The sequence below is a fragment of the Micromonospora thermarum genome (assembly GCF_012034245.1).
In the GTDB taxonomy this organism is placed as follows: domain Bacteria; phylum Actinomycetota; class Actinomycetes; order Mycobacteriales; family Micromonosporaceae; genus Micromonospora; species Micromonospora thermarum.
In genome coordinates this window covers 1-13,559 of record NZ_JAATEO010000058.1, presented here as the reverse complement: position 1 = coordinate 13,559, position 13,559 = coordinate 1, and the positions used below count along the sequence as shown (strand labels likewise).

Here is a 13,559-nt window from a genome sequence, read left to right as displayed (position 1 = left end):
CGACGGCGGTGAGCAGGTGAAGATCGCCGACTCGGCCAACCCGGCCACCGCCTCGTACTGGATGACCACCGAGGCCCTCGCGGACTGGATCGCCACCCGCGGCTACGCCACCTCCTGACACACCGACACACACGACAAGGGCCGGCCCCCACCTCGGGGGCCGGCCCTTCGCCGTCTCGACCACCTGAGCACCAGGGGCCGCCGGCCAGTCAGGGGACCGGGACCGGGGGGCCGTCGCCGGCCAGGCGGAAGGACGACCCACCGACCGGCTCGACGAGACCGTCCTCCACCAACCCGGCCAGGGCTCGCGACCGCTGCACGTCGTCGGCCCACACCTGGTCCAGGCGCTGCCGGGGAACCGGCGCGGTAGCCTCGCGCAGCACGCCGAGCAGCAGGCCGCGTACCTGGCGGTCGGTGCCGGCGTACCGCTGTGGCCGTCGGGTGGGCCCGGCGGGCGCCTCCTGTCCGGAGGCGCGCCACGCGCACACCGACTCGACCGGGCAGACCGCGCAGCGGGGCGACCGGGCGGTGCAGACCACCGCCCCCAGCTCCATGAACGCGGCGCTGGCCAGCGCGGCGGCGGCCGGCTCCACGGGGAGCAGTTCCTCTGTCGCGACCAGGTCGGCCGGGCGGGTGGCGGGGCCGGCGTCCGGCTCACCGGCGACCGCCCGGCACACCACGCGCCGTACGTTGGTGTCGACCACCGGGTGCCGCTGCCCGTACGCGAAGGCGGCCACCGCCCGCGCGGTGTACGTGCCGACGCCCGGCAGCGCCAGCAACTGCTCCAACCGGTCCGGTACCCGCCCGCCGTGCCGCTCGACGATCGCCACCGCGCACTCGCGCAGCCGGACCGCCCGCCGCGGGTACCCGAGGCGCCCCCACATGCGGATGGCCTCCGCCGGGGTGTCCGCCGCCAGGTCCGCCGGTTCGGGCCAGCGCGCCAGCCAGGCCTCCCACGCGGGCACCACCCGGACGACCGGGGTCTGCTGGAGCATCACCTCGCTGACCAGGATCGCCCACGGGCCGACGTCGGGCCGGCGCCACGGCAGGTCGCGGGCGTTACGGGCGTACCACCGGCTGACCAGGGTGGCGAAAGTCGGCTCAGTCATCGCTCGCCGATGATGTCACGCCTCGGGCGCTGTCCCGCTGACTGGGCGACCCGCACCGGGTCCCCGACGCACCGTGCGACCGGTCGGGGAGAATGCCGGGATGAACGAGCTCGCGATCACCGTCATCGGCCGGGACCGGCCGGGCATCGTGGCCGACGTCGCCGAGGTGCTCGCCCGGCTCGGCGCGAACCTCACCGACAGCACGATGACCCGGCTGCGGGGGCACTTCGCGATGACCCTGATCTGCGTGGGCCCGGCCGCCGCCGACGTCGAGGCCGCGTTGGCGCCGCTCGCCGGCGACGGTCAGCTCCTCGCGACCGTACGCGCGGTGACTCCGGACGGGGAGTCGTCGCGGACCGGCGAGCCGTACGTGATGGCGGTGCACGGCGCGGACCGCATGGGCATCGTGGCGGCGATGACCCGGGTGCTCGCCGACGCCGGCGGTAACGTCACCGACCTGAGCACCCGGCTGGCCGGGTCGCTCTACGTCGTCGTCGCCGAGGTGGACCTGCCGCCGGGTACGGCCGAGAAGGTGGCTGCCCGGCTGGCGTCGACCGCCGCCGACCTGGGCGTCGACGTCACCCTCCGGCCGGCCGATCCGGACGTGCTGTGAACGGCGAGGACTACGCGGGCCTGGGTGACTGGACGCCCGAGGATCTGGGTGTGCCGGGGGAGGTGCGGCCCGTGGTGTCCGCGCCGGCCACGGTGCTGAGCCGGCCCGGCGGGGAGGTGGATCCGACCGCCGAGGAGACCGTACGCCTCGCGGCCGACCTGGTCGCCACCATGCGGGTGTCACCGGGCTGCGTCGGCCTGGCCGCCCCGCAGATCGGGGTCGGTGCCCAGGTCTTCGCGGTGGACGTCACCGGTCATCCGAAGGCCGCCACCGTGCACGGCACCTTCGTGCTCTGCAACGCGACGGTGGTGGAGGCCAGCCGCTGGAAGGTCGGGCGGGAGGGCTGCATGTCCGTGCCCGACCTGACCGGCGACGTGAAGCGGGCCGGGCGGCTGGTGGTGGAGGGCGCGCTGCCGGGGACCGGCAAGGTCGTCCGGCTGGTCACCGACGCGTTCGAGGCGCGGGCGCTCCAGCACGAGATCGACCACTGCGCCGGTCTGCTGTTCCTCGACCGGGTGGCCGGGGCGCACGCGATCTACCAACGCAAGGTCTACCTCTGACGGCGCACCGTACGTCGCGGACGGGACACGGCCGGCGGCGCTGACTGTCCTGATTGGAGGGCTGCTCCATGAGCTGTCGACGGCTCGGCGCGTCGCGGCGGCGACCGGTGCGCTGCGCCGCTACCGTGGGGGCATCATGCGTCTGACGGTCGGCCCCCTGTCCCCTGCCGTGTACTGGCGGCGTCGTGCCGTCGTACTCGGAGCGGTGCTCCTCCTCCTGATTGTCGTGCTCTACTCGTGCAGCGGCTCGGACGACCGCTCCGGCCGGTCGGGTGGAAGCGGTGTCCAGCCGACGTCGGACGCGGGCTTGCCCGGTGCGACACCCGGGCCCACCGGTTCGGTGCTGACCCCGGGGACGGGCACGCCCCCGCCGGCCGGCGGCTCGGGCGACGCGGGCGGCGGCGGCCCGTCGGGCGCGACCCCGTCGTCGGGCGCGACCACCACGAACGGCCCGGTCCCGGTCAACCCCGTCGTCGACGAGGGCACCTGCACCGACGCCGAGATCGCCGTGACCGCTGTCGCACGGCCGGCGACCGTGGTCCGGGGCGCGACCGTGGACCTGCAACTGAAGATCAGGAACAGCTCGAACCGGACGTGCAGCCGCGACGTCGGCGCGGAGGTGCAGGAGCTGTTCATCAAGTCGGGTGCCGAGAAGATCTGGTCCTCCGACACCTGCGGCACCGGCCGTGGCTCGGATGTCCAGTCGTTCACGCCGAACTTCGAGCGCTCCTACCAACTGGGCTGGAACGGCCGCGACACCACTCGCTGCGCCGACGGCGTGGCCGCGGGCCCCCACCCGCCGGCCGGCACCTACCAGGTCTTCGCGCGGGTCGGCACCAAGCTCAGCGAGCCGGTGCGGCTCACCATCACCAGCTGAGCGGGCGCGCCGACGCCGGCAGCCGGGGCCGCACGGCGGTGCGGCGACGGGAAACCCGTCCTCCGGCGCAGCCGGTCAGACGTAGCGTTCCAGGATCGAGGCCTCGGCGAGGCGGGACAGCCCCTCCCGGACGCCCCGGGCCCGGGCGTCCCCGACGCCGTCGACGGCCTGCAGATCCTCCACGGTGGCGCCGAGCAGCCGCTGAAGGCTGCCGAAGTGCAGCACCAGCCGGTCGACGATCGCCACCGGCAGCCGCGGCACCTTGGCCAGCAGCCGGAAACCCCGGGGGCTGACGGCCGCGTCCAGCGCGTCCGAGGCGGACGGGTAGCCGATCGCCTTGGCGACCGCGACCAGATCGATCAACTCGGTGGCGCTGAGCAGGTCGAGCTCGACCAGCGCCTCGTCGAGGGTGCGCGACTTGCGCCCGGCGGGCAGGTAGTCCCGGATGACCAGGGTGCGGTCGGCGTCCACGCCGGCCATCAGCTCATCGAGTTGGAGGGCGAGGAGCCGGCCGTCGGTGCCCAGCTCGACCACGTAGCCGGCGATCTCGTCGGCGATCCGGCGGACCATCTCCAGCCGCTGCACGACGGCGACCGCGTCCCGGACCGTCACCAGATCCTCGATCTCCAGCGCGGAGAGCGTGCCGGAGACCTCGTCCAGGCGCAGCTTGTACCGCTCGAGGGTGGCGAGGGCCTGGTTGGCCCGGGAGAGGATCGCGGCCGAGTCGTCCAGCACGTGCCGCTGGCCGTTGACGTAGAGGCTGATGATCCGCATGGACTGGCTCACCGAGATGACCGGGTAGCCGGTCTGGCGGGCCACCCGCTCAGCCGTGCGGTGGCGGGTGCCGGACTCCTCGGTGGGGATGGACGGGTCGGGCATCAGGTGCACCGCCGCCCGGACGATCCGCGTGCCGTCGCTGGAGAGCACCACCGCGCCGTCCATCTTGCACAGCTCCCGGACCCGGGTGGCGGAGAACTCCACGTCGAGCGGGAAGCCGCCGGTGCACAGGCCCTCGACGACCTTGTCGTACCCGAGGACGATCAAGGCGCCGGTGCGGCCGCGCAGGATCCGCTCCAGGCCGTCGCGCAGGGCGGTGCCCGGCGCCATCAGGGCGAGATTGGCCCGCAGCGGGTCGCCGGCGGCGCCGCCGGTCACGTTGACGCTGATCGGACGGGCGGGCGAACCCACGGCGCCGGTGCGGGCGTGGGGGGTCGCGCCGGCAGGCTTGGTGGTGTCGCGGTCGATCGGCACGGGCAACAGTCTACGGACTGCCCTGCGGTGGGTGCTGTCGTGGTTACTGTGATGTGTCACGATGCCGGTCTCCGCCCCGACCGCCCGGCCTGCCCGGGTCGACCCGGTATCGCCCTCGGTGCCCGCCCCGGTCACTCCGCGGACGCCCGCGCGACAGCCTGGAGGGCCGCCCGGACGTCGGTGACCTCGATCACGCGCATCTGCTCGGCCCGGACGCCCGTGCTCTCCGGCCCGCAGCCGGGCGGCACGAGGGCCAGGCGGAAACCGAGCCGGGCCGCCTCGGCCAGCCGGCGCGGCACCGCGCCGACCCGCCGCACCTCGCCGGTGAGACCGACCTCGCCGATGGCCACCAGGTGCGGGGCGATGGCGAGGTTCAGCCCGCCGGAGGCCACGGCCAGGGCGACGGCCAGGTCGGCGGCGGGCTCGACCACCCGGATGCCGCCGACGGTGGCCGCGAAGACCTCCCGGTCGTGCAGGGTCAGCCGCTCGGTGCGGCGCTGGAGGACGGCCAGCACCATGGCGAGCCGGGCCGAGTCGAGCCCCGAGACCGTACGCCTCGGCGAGCCCGCCACCGTCGCCCCGATCAGCGCCTGCACCTCGGTGACCAGGGCCCGCCGCCCCTCCATCGCCACCGTCACGCAGGTGCCCGGCACCGGCTCCGAGTAGCGGGTCAGGAACAGCCCGGACGGGTCGGCGAGGCTGCTGATGCCGCCCTCGTGCATCTCGAAGCAGCCGACCTCGTCGGCCGCGCCGAACCGGTTCTTCACGCCGCGCACCATGCGCAGCGACGAGTGCTTGTCGCCCTCGAAGTGCAGCACCACGTCGACCAGGTGCTCCAGCACGCGGGGGCCCGCGACCTGGCCGTCCTTGGTGACGTGGCCCACCAGCACGGTGGCGATGCCCCGCTCCTTCGCGACCGCGACCAGGGCCGCGGTGACCGCGCGGACCTGGGTCACCCCGCCCGGCACGCCCTCGGTGCCGGTGGTGGAGATGGTCTGCACCGAGTCGAGCACCAGCAGGCCCGGCTTGACCGCGTCGAGGTGACCGAGGACGGCGGCGAGGTCGCTCTCGGCGGCGAGGTAGAGCTGGTCGTGCAGCGTGCCCATGCGCTCGGCGCGCAGCCGGACCTGGCTGACCGACTCCTCGCCGCTGACCACCAGCGAGGGGCTGCCGCCGCCGGCCGCCCACTGCTGCGCCACGTCGAGCAGCAGCGTGGACTTGCCGACACCGGGCTCCCCGGCGAGCAGCACCACCGCGCCGGGGACCAGGCCGCCGCCGAGCACCCGGTCGAGCTCGCTGACGCCGGTGGGGCGGGCCCGGGCCGGTGCCGCGCTGATGGTGGCGATGGGCCGGGCCGGCTCGGCCGGCATCCGGGAGTTCACCACCCGGCCGGAGACGGTCGGGCCGGTGAGGGTGCATTCGACCACCGAGCCCCACTCGCCGCACTCCGGGCAGCGCCCCACCCACTTGGGCGGCTGGTGGCCGCAGGCGTCGCACTCGTACGCCGGGCGGGGCTCGCGGGCGCCGGCACGGCCGCGCCCACCCGCCGTGCCGGCGCGCGCGGAGGTCGATCGTGAGGTGGTCACACCGGGACGTTAGCCCCCGCGTACGACGAAAACACCGCCGGCGTGGTGGTGTTCACCAACGCCGGCGGTGCCGTGATCGTGGCGGGTCAGTGCCCGGCGCCGCTCTCGCCGCCGTGGCCGCCCTCTTCCTGGCCCTCGTAGCCGCCCTCGCGCTCGATGATCGGCGACGGGGGCGCGGCCGGGGTGAGCGGCACGGCGATCGGGGCCGGGCCGGTCACCGTGTTGCCGCCGCCGAAGTCGAACGTCACGAAGACGTTCTGACCGGAGCGCAGCGACTCGTTCAGGCCGAGCAGCTGGAGGACCTGCTGACCCTCGGTGTTGAGCTGCACGTAGCTCAGCGGCGGGATCTGGATCCGGGCCGGCTGGCCGGCCGGGGCCGCGGGCGCGGACGGGCTGGCGTCCGGGCTGGCGTCCGGGCTGGGCGACTCGGTGCCCTCCGGCGACTCCGTACCCTCCGGGGACGGCGTGCCCGACGGGCTCTCCGACGGCGACTCGTGCGGCGTGGGCGACGCGGCGGCCCCGGGCGTCGCACCGGCGCCGGTGATGACGACCTCGCGGGCGTCGTCGGTGGTGACCGTCACCGTGACCGGGTTCTCCGAGTCGTTGTAGATCACCGCGTTGAGGATCGCGTTGGCGCCGGCCTTGTAGCCCTCGACCCCCGGGAACGCGACCAGCAGGCCGCGGACCGCGTACTCACCGTTCTTGGTCTGGAGGTTGACGCCCTGGACCGACGGCTCCTTGTTGGCGGTCTCGGCGACCTGGCCGGCGCCGCACCCGGACAGCAGCAGTCCGGTCGTCGCCGCCAGCCCGGACAGCAGCAGGGCCGCCCGCCGGGAACCCCTGATCGAGCGCGTCACGTCGGTCCTCCTCGTCACGATCCCGCCCGGCCGCACGCCGGGCACGGTGGCCATGCCCGCGCAGACCGCGCTCCAGGGTAATTGGGGCTGATCGAGGGCCGCACGCCGACCCGGGGATGCCACCTGCCGGGGGGATCCTCAGACCACCCGACCGCTGGTGACCAGCAGGACGACGTCGATGAGGGCGATCACCATCACCGCCCGGAAGGCCGCCACCGGCCGCGCCCCCGCCCGGCTGGCCGTGCGTCCGCCGTACCACGTCAGGGGCGGCACCACGACGGCGGCGGCCACCGCGGCGAGCCCGACCGCCGACGGCGGCCCGGGCGGCCCGAGGACCAGCGTCGCGGTCGCGGCGAGCAGCAACCCGGCGGCGGCGGCCCGGCTCCCGGCGGGGCCGAGGCGGTGCGGCAGCCCGCGCACGCCGGTGCGGGCGTCGTCGGCGAGGTCGGGCAGCACGTTGGCGAAGTGTGCGCCCGCGCCGAGCAGGGCCGCGGCGGCGACCAGCCAGACCGGCGGCAGGGGCGCGCCGGGCAGCGCGAGCACGACGAAGGCCGGCAGCGACCCGAACGAGACCGCGTAGGGCAGCACCGACAGCGGCGAGGACTTCAGTGGCCAGTCGTAGAGCAGCGCGGAGAGCAGGCCGGCGGTGGCCACCAGCGCGGCGGCGGGGTTCGTCGCCAGCGCGAGCACCGGCGTGGCGAGCGCGGCCACCACGGCGGCCCGGGCCGTGCCGCGCCGGCTCACCGCGCCGGCGGCGACCGGCTTGTCGGTACGCCCCACCGCGGCGTCCCGCTCCGCGTCGAGCGCGTCGTTGGCCCAGCCGACGGCGAGCTGGCTCGCGGCGACCGTCAACACGACGGCGACGACGCCCGGCGGCCGGTGCCCCACGCCCCAGGCGAGCAGGCCGGCGACCGTGGTCACCGCCGCGGCCGGCTCCGGGTGGCTCGCCCTGACCAGGGCCAGCACCCACGCGATACGCCCTAGCACTGTGGACGGCATGAGGAAAGTCTGGTCGTTACCGGGCAGTCGTGCCACGCTCGTGTCCATGCGAGACGCGGGCCGTACCCTGCCGCGCAACGATCCGCGCCAGTACGACGACCTGGCCGGCGAGTGGTGGCGGCCGGACGGCGCGTTCGCGATGCTGCACTGGCTGGCCGAGGCGCGCGCCGAGCTCGTGCCGGCGGCGTCCCGCCCGGGCGCCCTCCTGGTCGACCTCGGCTGCGGCGCCGGGCTGCTCGCCCCGCACCTGGCCGGCAAGGGTTACCGGCACGTCGGTGTGGACCTGACCTTCTCCGCACTGGAACAGGCCGCGGCGCACGGTGTGACCGTCGTCAACGGCGACGCCACCGCCGTCCCGCTCGCCGACGGCTGCGCCGACGTGGTCGCCGCGGGTGAGCTGCTGGAGCACGTACCCGACTGGCGGCGGGCGGTGGCCGAGGCGTGCCGCCTGCTCCGCCCCGGTGGCCTGCTCGTCCTCGACACCCTGAACGACACCGCGCTCAGCCGCCTGCTCGCCGTCCACATCGGCGAGCGCCTGCCCACCGTGCCCCGCGGCATCCACGACCCACGGCTGTTCGTGGACGCGCGCGCACTGGTCGCCGAGAGCGCCCGGCACGGTGTGGAGCTGCGACTGCGCGGCATCCGGCCGCAGCTGACCGGCGTGCTCGCCTGGTTGGCCCGGCGGGTACGTGGCGCCACCGGCGCGGCGGGGCCGGCGCCGCGCATCGTGCCGACCTGGTCGACCGCCGTTCTCTACCAGGGCCGGGGGGTCCGAACGGGATAGTGGAACCGGCGCGGGGTACTGGTACGCGGAAGAGGGGGCGGTATGACGCTGCAGGCTGTGGAGGCGGCCCGCCGGTTGGCGCCGCGGTTCGCCGCCCGGGCGGCCGGGCGCGACCGGGAGGGGTCGTTCCCGGTCGACGACTTCCGGGACCTGCGGGAGGCGGGCCTGTTCGGCCTGCTGGTCCCCCGCGAACTGGGCGGCCTGGGGGCCACCTTCGCCGAGTACGCGGCCGTCGCCACCGAGCTGGCGCGGGGCAACGGCGCGACGGCCCTGGTGTTCAACATGCACGCCTCGGTGACCGGCGCGCTGGGCGCGGTGACCGAGGAACTGGCCGAGGCGCTCGGCGTACCGGAGGAGGCGCTGGCGGCGCGGGACCGGCTGCTGCGCGCGGCGGCCGAGGGCGCCTGGTACGCGGTCGCGATGAGCGAGCGCGGCGCGGGCGCCCGGCTGTCGCAGCTCAGCACCGTCTACGAGCCGGTCGACGGGGGCTGGCGCATCAAGGGCAGCAAGACGTTCTGCTCCGGTGCCGGCCACGCCGACGGCTACCTGGTGGCGGCCCGCGGCACCGCCGACCCGTCGGTCGTCTCGCAGTTCCTGGTGCCGGCCGGCGACGGGCTGACCGTCGAGGAGACGTGGGACTCGCTCGGCATGCGGGCGACCTCCTCGCACGACCTGCACCTGGACGTCACGGTCCCGGCCGACCGGCTGCTCGGCGGCGTGGAGGGGCTGGCCCTGGTCGTCGCGCAGCTGATGCCGCACTGGCTGGTCGCGAGCTACGCCGCCGTGTACGTGGGGGTCGCCCGGGCGGCGATCGACGCGGCCGCCGAGCACCTGAACGCCCGCAACCTCGCCGGCCTGCCGGCGGTCCGCGCCCGGCTGGGCCGCGCCGACGCGGCGGTCGCGGCGGCCGACCTGGTCGTCGCCGAGGCGGCCCGCCGGGTCGACGAGGCACCCGGCGACGCCGAGACGAACCGCTGGGTGTGGCGGGCCAAGCTGCTGGCCGGCACCACGGCGGCCGAGGTGGCGGCCTCGGTGCTGGAGGCCGCCGGGACGTCGGCGACCCGCCGGGGGCATCCGTTGGAGCGGCTTTACCGGGACGCGCGCTGCGGTTCGCTGCACCCCGCGACGTCCGACGTGTGCGCGGACTGGCTCGGCATCGCGGCGCTCGGTGGCGACCCGGACCGTGACGGGTCGGCCCCTCGTTGGTGAACGTGCAGGGGAATCACGACGAAAGGTGGGCATCGTGGCCGTGCCAGTGATCGCGGGTATCGGTACGGCACACCCGCCGTCGGCCGACCAGGCCGAGCTGTGGGACGGGTTCTTCTCGAAACACTTCTCCGGCACCACCCGGGCGCTGGCCCAGCGCATCTTCGCGAACTCGGGCGTGAGCCGGCGGCAGGCCGCGGTCAACCCGTTGCTGGAGGACGTCTCCGACTGGCCGACCGAGCGGCGCATGCGCCGCTACCAGGTGGAGGCCCTGCCGCTGGGCAAGGAGGCGGTGGGCCGGGCGCTGACCGCCGCCGGCCTGGCCGCCCACGACGTCGGTCTCTTCGTGGTCTGTTCCTGCACCGGGTACGCCACCCCGGGGCTGGACATCCTGCTCGCCCGGGACCTGGGCATGGCGCCCGGCACCCAGCGGATGTTCGTCGGTCACATGGGCTGCTACGCCGCACTGCCCGGGCTCGGCGCGGCGAGCGACTTCGTGACCGCCCGGGGCCGGCCGGCGCTGCTGCTCTGCGCCGAGCTGACCAGCCTGCACATCCAGCCCTCCACGGCCCGGGTGGACACTCAGCAGATCGTCTCGCACGCGCTCTTCTCGGACGCCGCCGTCGCCGTCGTGGTCATGCCGGGCGGCCCGGGGTACGCGCTCCGCGAGGTCACGTCGGTCACCGACACGTCGACCGCCGACCACATGACGTGGGACGTCACCGACAGCGGCTTCCGGATGGGGCTGTCGCCGAAGGTGCCGCAGGTGCTCTCCACGCACGTCCGCGGGCTGGTCGACGACCTGCTCGCCCGGCACGGCACCTCCCTGTCCGGGGTGGACGGCTGGGCGGTCCACCCGGGCGGCCCGCGCATCCTCAACGTGGTGGAGCGGGAGCTCGCCCTGTCGCCGGACGGGATGGCGGCCTCCCGGGCCACGCTGGACGTGCACGGCAACTGCTCCTCGCCGACGGTGCTGCTGATCCTGGACCGGCTGCGCCGCGCCGCCGTACCGCCCCGGCGGGTGGTGATGCTGGCGTTCGGCCCGGGCCTCACCCTGTACGCGGCACTGCTCGAACAGCAGCCCTGACCGGCCGGGTGACCGCGCCGGGGTGGTCCCGGCCGGTGCCCGACACCCGGGTCGAGCGCGTCGACGACCCGCTGCCGTCCGTCGACGTCGTGTGGCGCAGCCGCGCCACGATCACGCCGGGCGACGGCCTGATCCGTCGGTCGTACGCCCGCGACGGCGACCGGTACCTGTTGCAGTTCCGCTGCACCGGCCCGGGGGAGCTGCTGATCGTCATCGACGGCGCCCGCTACGCCGGCCCGATGACCAGCGGCTGCGGTGGCCCGGTCACCACCGCGACGGAGGTGACCGGCGTGGGGGGCCCGGTGCAGATCTCCCTCTCGACGGTCAACGACCAGCCGGTGCGGGTGGCGGCGCAGCTGGTCGCGCTGTCCTGAGGGTCAGCCGGCCAGGCGGGCCAGCTCGGGCTGGTAGTCCGCGGTCGAGCGGACCTCGGCGACCACTTTGACCAGGGTGCCCGAGCGGTCCACCAGCAGTGCGGTGGCGACCCCGGCACGGGTCGGCAGGTGCAGGAAGGCGCGCAGCCCGCCGGCCGGGTCGGCGAGCGCGCGGACCGTCGTCCCGGCGGGCGGGGGAGGGACGCGGACGGCCGGGTCGGCGTCGACCGTGACCACGGTGACTCCGGGCGGCGCGACGGACGCGGCACCGGCCATCTCGCCGGCGCACGCACACCCGTCGACCAGGACGATGACCGCCGGCAGCAGCCCGCGCAGCGGCACCGGCCGCCCGTCGTCGACCAGGTCGAGCGCGGGTAGCGGTCGCCCGGTCAGCCCCGCCGGCGGCGCGTACGGGGCCGGCGTCGACACCGACGGCGTCGCGCGGGGTGAGCGGGGCCAGGTCACGGCGACCAGGCCGGCCACGGTGGTGAACACGGCCACCAGGAGCACCAGCAGCGGCGCCGCCAGTGGCGGTACGGGTCGGCGAGCGTGGCCCTGCGCCTGTCGGCGCAGCTCCCGGCGGACCTCTTCGGCCTCGGCGGCCAGTGCCGAGGCGTCGTCCGGTACGACCACCCGGCCCCACTCCGGCGGCAGGTCGGGCAGTCCGGGGCCGTCTGCGTCGGGCTTGCCCATCGGACCCCCTGGAATTGTCTCGGTGAGCCTGCGGCGGGCTCCTCTCCAGCGTCCCCCACCGGACCTCCTGCCGCTACACCTGGGCGCGTACCCGCGCAGCGGGATACCATGAGGTCGAGCGCATCGCCCTTGATCTCGGGTTTCCGTCACCCGTACCGGGACGTCACGTGGTCGTCACGGAGTGTGTTCGATTCTTCGGTCTGGCGGCCTGTCAAGCTGAAGAAATACCTCTCACAGGGCCCCTGAGCTGCGCCAACGGTCAGGACAGCGGTGAGACATCGGTGTCTGAGCGTGTTACCCTAGACACAGCGAAAGGGGTTTCGAACCTATGGTTTTCAGTGTCGGCGAGACCGTTGTTTACCCCCACCACGGGGCCGCACTCATCGAGGCAATCGAGACTCGGGTCATCAAGGGCGAGGAAAAGCAGTACCTCGTTCTGAGGGTCGCGCAGGGTGACCTCACGGTCCGGGTGCCCGCTGAGAACGCCGAGATCGTGGGTGTGCGCGAGGTGGTCGGCGAAGAGGGCCTCGGAAAGGTCTTCGACGTACTTCGGGCTCCGCACACCGAGGAGCCGACCAACTGGTCGCGGCGTTACAAGGCGAATCTGGAGAAGCTGGCCTCCGGCAATCCGCTGAAGGTGGCCGAGGTCGTCCGCGACCTGTGGCGCCGGGAGCGGGAGCGGGGGCTGTCCGCGGGCGAGAAGCGCATGCTCGCCAAGGCCCGCGACATTCTCGTCGGCGAGGTCGCGCTGGCCGAGAAGAGCACCAAGGACGAGGCGGAGACGCTGCTTGACAAGGTGCTGACCGAAGCCTGATCCGCACCCCATCGTCCTACCCGATCCACAGCGAAGAAACCACCGAGGACCGCGACGTGACCGCGCAGCTCAATCCGCGCGGTGACGTCGCGGTCCTCGTGCCTGCGGCCGGTGCCGGGGTACGCCTGGGTCCCGGCCGGCCGAAGGCACTGCGCCTGCTGGGCGGCGAGCCCCTGCTGGTGCACGCGGTCCGCCGGCTGGCCGCCGCGGCCTCCGTGCACACGGTGGTGGTGGCGGCACCGGCGGGCGAGCTGGACGCGGTCCGCGAGCTGCTGGCCCCGGTGGCGCCGGTGACCGTGGTGCCCGGTGGCGCCGAACGGCAGGCGTCGGTCGCCGCCGCGCTCGCCGCGGTGCCCGCCGGTCCGGAGATCGTCCTGGTGCACGACGCCGCCCGGGCCCTGACCCCTCCCGACCTGGTGGAATCCGTCGCGGGGGCGGTCCGGGCCGGTCACGACGCGGTCATCCCCGTGCTGCCGGTGGTCGACACGATCAAGGAGGTCGGGGCCGGCGAGCGGGTTCTCGGCACGGTCGACCGCGCCGCCCTGCGGGCGGTGCAGACCCCGCAGGGCTTCCGCCGGGCGGTGCTGACCGCCGCGCACGCCACCGCCACCGACCCGCTGACCGACGACGCGGGGCTGGTCGAAAAGCTGGGCGTCCCGGTGGTGTGCGTGCCGGGCTCGGAGTACGCGCTGAAGATCACCCGGCCGTTCGACCTGGCCCTGGCCGAGCACCTGCTGGCCACCGGCGCT

15 protein-coding genes and 1 pseudogene are annotated in these 13,559 nt (G+C 74.9%); 10 read left to right on the top strand and 6 right to left on the bottom strand.

The annotated features are described in order from the left end of the window. Positions 1-118, top strand: a pseudogene (locus tag HCJ94_RS28490) (C39 family peptidase); the annotation flags it as partial. Positions 119-209: 91 nt separating this feature from the next. On the opposite strand, the gene HCJ94_RS28485 reads toward HCJ94_RS28490, so the two are convergent. Further along, a complete protein-coding gene (locus HCJ94_RS28485) occupies positions 210-1,109 on the bottom strand; it encodes an iron-sulfur binding domain-containing protein (protein WP_168004104.1) in 900 nt (299 codons plus the stop codon). A 100-nt stretch (positions 1,110-1,209) separates the two neighbouring features. Between HCJ94_RS28485 and HCJ94_RS28480 the strand changes: the two genes are divergently transcribed. The 3 genes from HCJ94_RS28480 to HCJ94_RS28470 all read left to right on the top strand — a co-directional run bounded on the left by HCJ94_RS28480 (position 1,210) and on the right by HCJ94_RS28470 (position 3,159). Next, positions 1,210-1,722: a glycine cleavage system transcriptional repressor gene (locus HCJ94_RS28480; protein ID WP_168004103.1), complete on the top strand. Its 513-nt coding sequence runs from the start codon at positions 1,210-1,212 to the stop codon at positions 1,720-1,722. After that, positions 1,719-2,282 carry a peptide deformylase gene (locus tag HCJ94_RS28475; protein WP_168004102.1) on the top strand — a complete coding sequence of 188 codons (564 nt, stop codon included), beginning with the start codon at positions 1,719-1,721 and terminating at the stop codon, positions 2,280-2,282. The genes HCJ94_RS28480 and HCJ94_RS28475 overlap by 4 nt, the downstream gene beginning before the upstream one ends. Positions 2,283-2,418: 136 nt before the next feature. After that, entirely contained in the window at positions 2,419-3,159 is a 741-nt protein-coding gene (locus HCJ94_RS28470; protein ID WP_168004101.1) for a hypothetical protein, read from the top strand. A gap of 75 nt (positions 3,160-3,234) precedes the next feature. Here HCJ94_RS28470 and disA read toward each other — a convergent pair whose 3' ends face one another. The 4 genes from disA to HCJ94_RS28450 all read right to left on the bottom strand — a co-directional run bounded on the left by disA (position 3,235) and on the right by HCJ94_RS28450 (position 7,852). Then, positions 3,235-4,410: a DNA integrity scanning diadenylate cyclase DisA gene (gene disA / locus HCJ94_RS28465; RefSeq protein WP_168004100.1), complete on the bottom strand. Its 1,176-nt coding sequence runs from the start codon at positions 4,408-4,410 to the stop codon at positions 3,235-3,237. Between the two features lie 131 nt (positions 4,411-4,541). After that, on the bottom strand, positions 4,542-5,996 hold the full coding sequence (gene radA, locus HCJ94_RS28460) for a DNA repair protein RadA (protein WP_168004099.1): 1,455 nt from the start codon (positions 5,994-5,996) through the stop codon (positions 4,542-4,544). Positions 5,997-6,082: 86 nt separating this feature from the next. Further along, positions 6,083-6,853, bottom strand: coding sequence for a hypothetical protein (locus HCJ94_RS28455; protein ID WP_168004098.1), 771 nt, complete (start codon positions 6,851-6,853; stop codon positions 6,083-6,085). Between the two features lie 138 nt (positions 6,854-6,991). After that, positions 6,992-7,852, bottom strand: a complete 861-nt coding sequence (locus HCJ94_RS28450; RefSeq protein ID WP_168004097.1) for a UbiA family prenyltransferase — start codon at positions 7,850-7,852, stop codon at positions 6,992-6,994. Positions 7,853-7,898: 46 nt separating this feature from the next. Here HCJ94_RS28450 and HCJ94_RS28445 point away from each other — a divergent pair, with 46 nt between their 5' ends. Genes HCJ94_RS28445 through HCJ94_RS28430 form a run of 4 tightly spaced genes read left to right on the top strand, consistent with a single transcriptional unit; the run spans position 7,899 to position 11,303 of the window. Continuing rightward, on the top strand, positions 7,899-8,636 hold the full coding sequence (locus tag HCJ94_RS28445; RefSeq protein ID WP_168004096.1) for a methyltransferase domain-containing protein: 738 nt from the start codon (positions 7,899-7,901) through the stop codon (positions 8,634-8,636). Between the two features lie 42 nt (positions 8,637-8,678). Then, positions 8,679-9,845: an acyl-CoA dehydrogenase family protein gene (locus HCJ94_RS28440; RefSeq protein WP_168004095.1), complete on the top strand. Its 1,167-nt coding sequence runs from the start codon at positions 8,679-8,681 to the stop codon at positions 9,843-9,845. A 34-nt stretch (positions 9,846-9,879) separates the two neighbouring features. Next, positions 9,880-10,929 (top strand): type III polyketide synthase, encoded by a 1,050-nt coding sequence (locus HCJ94_RS28435; protein WP_373684470.1) that lies wholly within the window; start codon positions 9,880-9,882, stop codon positions 10,927-10,929. Positions 10,930-10,964: 35 nt separating this feature from the next. After that, a complete protein-coding gene (locus HCJ94_RS28430; RefSeq protein ID WP_168004093.1) occupies positions 10,965-11,303 on the top strand; it encodes a hypothetical protein in 339 nt (112 codons plus the stop codon). Positions 11,304-11,306: 3 nt separating this feature from the next. Here HCJ94_RS28430 and HCJ94_RS28425 read toward each other — a convergent pair whose 3' ends face one another. After that, on the bottom strand, positions 11,307-11,996 hold the full coding sequence (locus HCJ94_RS28425) for a hypothetical protein (RefSeq protein WP_168004092.1): 690 nt from the start codon (positions 11,994-11,996) through the stop codon (positions 11,307-11,309). A gap of 328 nt (positions 11,997-12,324) precedes the next feature. Between HCJ94_RS28425 and HCJ94_RS28420 the strand changes: the two genes are divergently transcribed. Further along, entirely contained in the window at positions 12,325-12,810 is a 486-nt protein-coding gene (locus HCJ94_RS28420; RefSeq protein ID WP_012015454.1) for a CarD family transcriptional regulator, read from the top strand. Between the two features lie 56 nt (positions 12,811-12,866). After that, positions 12,867-13,559, top strand: a 693-nt coding sequence (gene ispD / locus HCJ94_RS28415; RefSeq protein WP_168004091.1) for a 2-C-methyl-D-erythritol 4-phosphate cytidylyltransferase, incomplete at its 3' end; no start/stop codon positions are given.

Excerpts from the sequence above, each read along its gene's own strand:
- HCJ94_RS28485 (WP_168004104.1), bottom strand. The coding sequence starts at position 1,109 with ATGACTGAGCCGACTTTCGCCACCCTGGTCAGCCGGTGGTACGCCCGT.
- HCJ94_RS28480 (WP_168004103.1), top strand. The coding sequence starts at position 1,210 with ATGAACGAGCTCGCGATCACCGTCATCGGCCGGGACCGGCCGGGCATC.
- HCJ94_RS28470 (WP_168004101.1), top strand. The coding sequence starts at position 2,419 with ATGCGTCTGACGGTCGGCCCCCTGTCCCCTGCCGTGTACTGGCGGCGT.
- HCJ94_RS28450 (WP_168004097.1), bottom strand. The coding sequence starts at position 7,852 with ATGCCGTCCACAGTGCTAGGGCGTATCGCGTGGGTGCTGGCCCTGGTC.
- HCJ94_RS28445 (WP_168004096.1), top strand. The coding sequence starts at position 7,899 with ATGCGAGACGCGGGCCGTACCCTGCCGCGCAACGATCCGCGCCAGTAC.
- HCJ94_RS28440 (WP_168004095.1), top strand. The coding sequence starts at position 8,679 with ATGACGCTGCAGGCTGTGGAGGCGGCCCGCCGGTTGGCGCCGCGGTTC.
- HCJ94_RS28425 (WP_168004092.1), bottom strand. The coding sequence starts at position 11,996 with ATGGGCAAGCCCGACGCAGACGGCCCCGGACTGCCCGACCTGCCGCCG.
- HCJ94_RS28420 (WP_012015454.1), top strand. The coding sequence starts at position 12,325 with ATGGTTTTCAGTGTCGGCGAGACCGTTGTTTACCCCCACCACGGGGCC.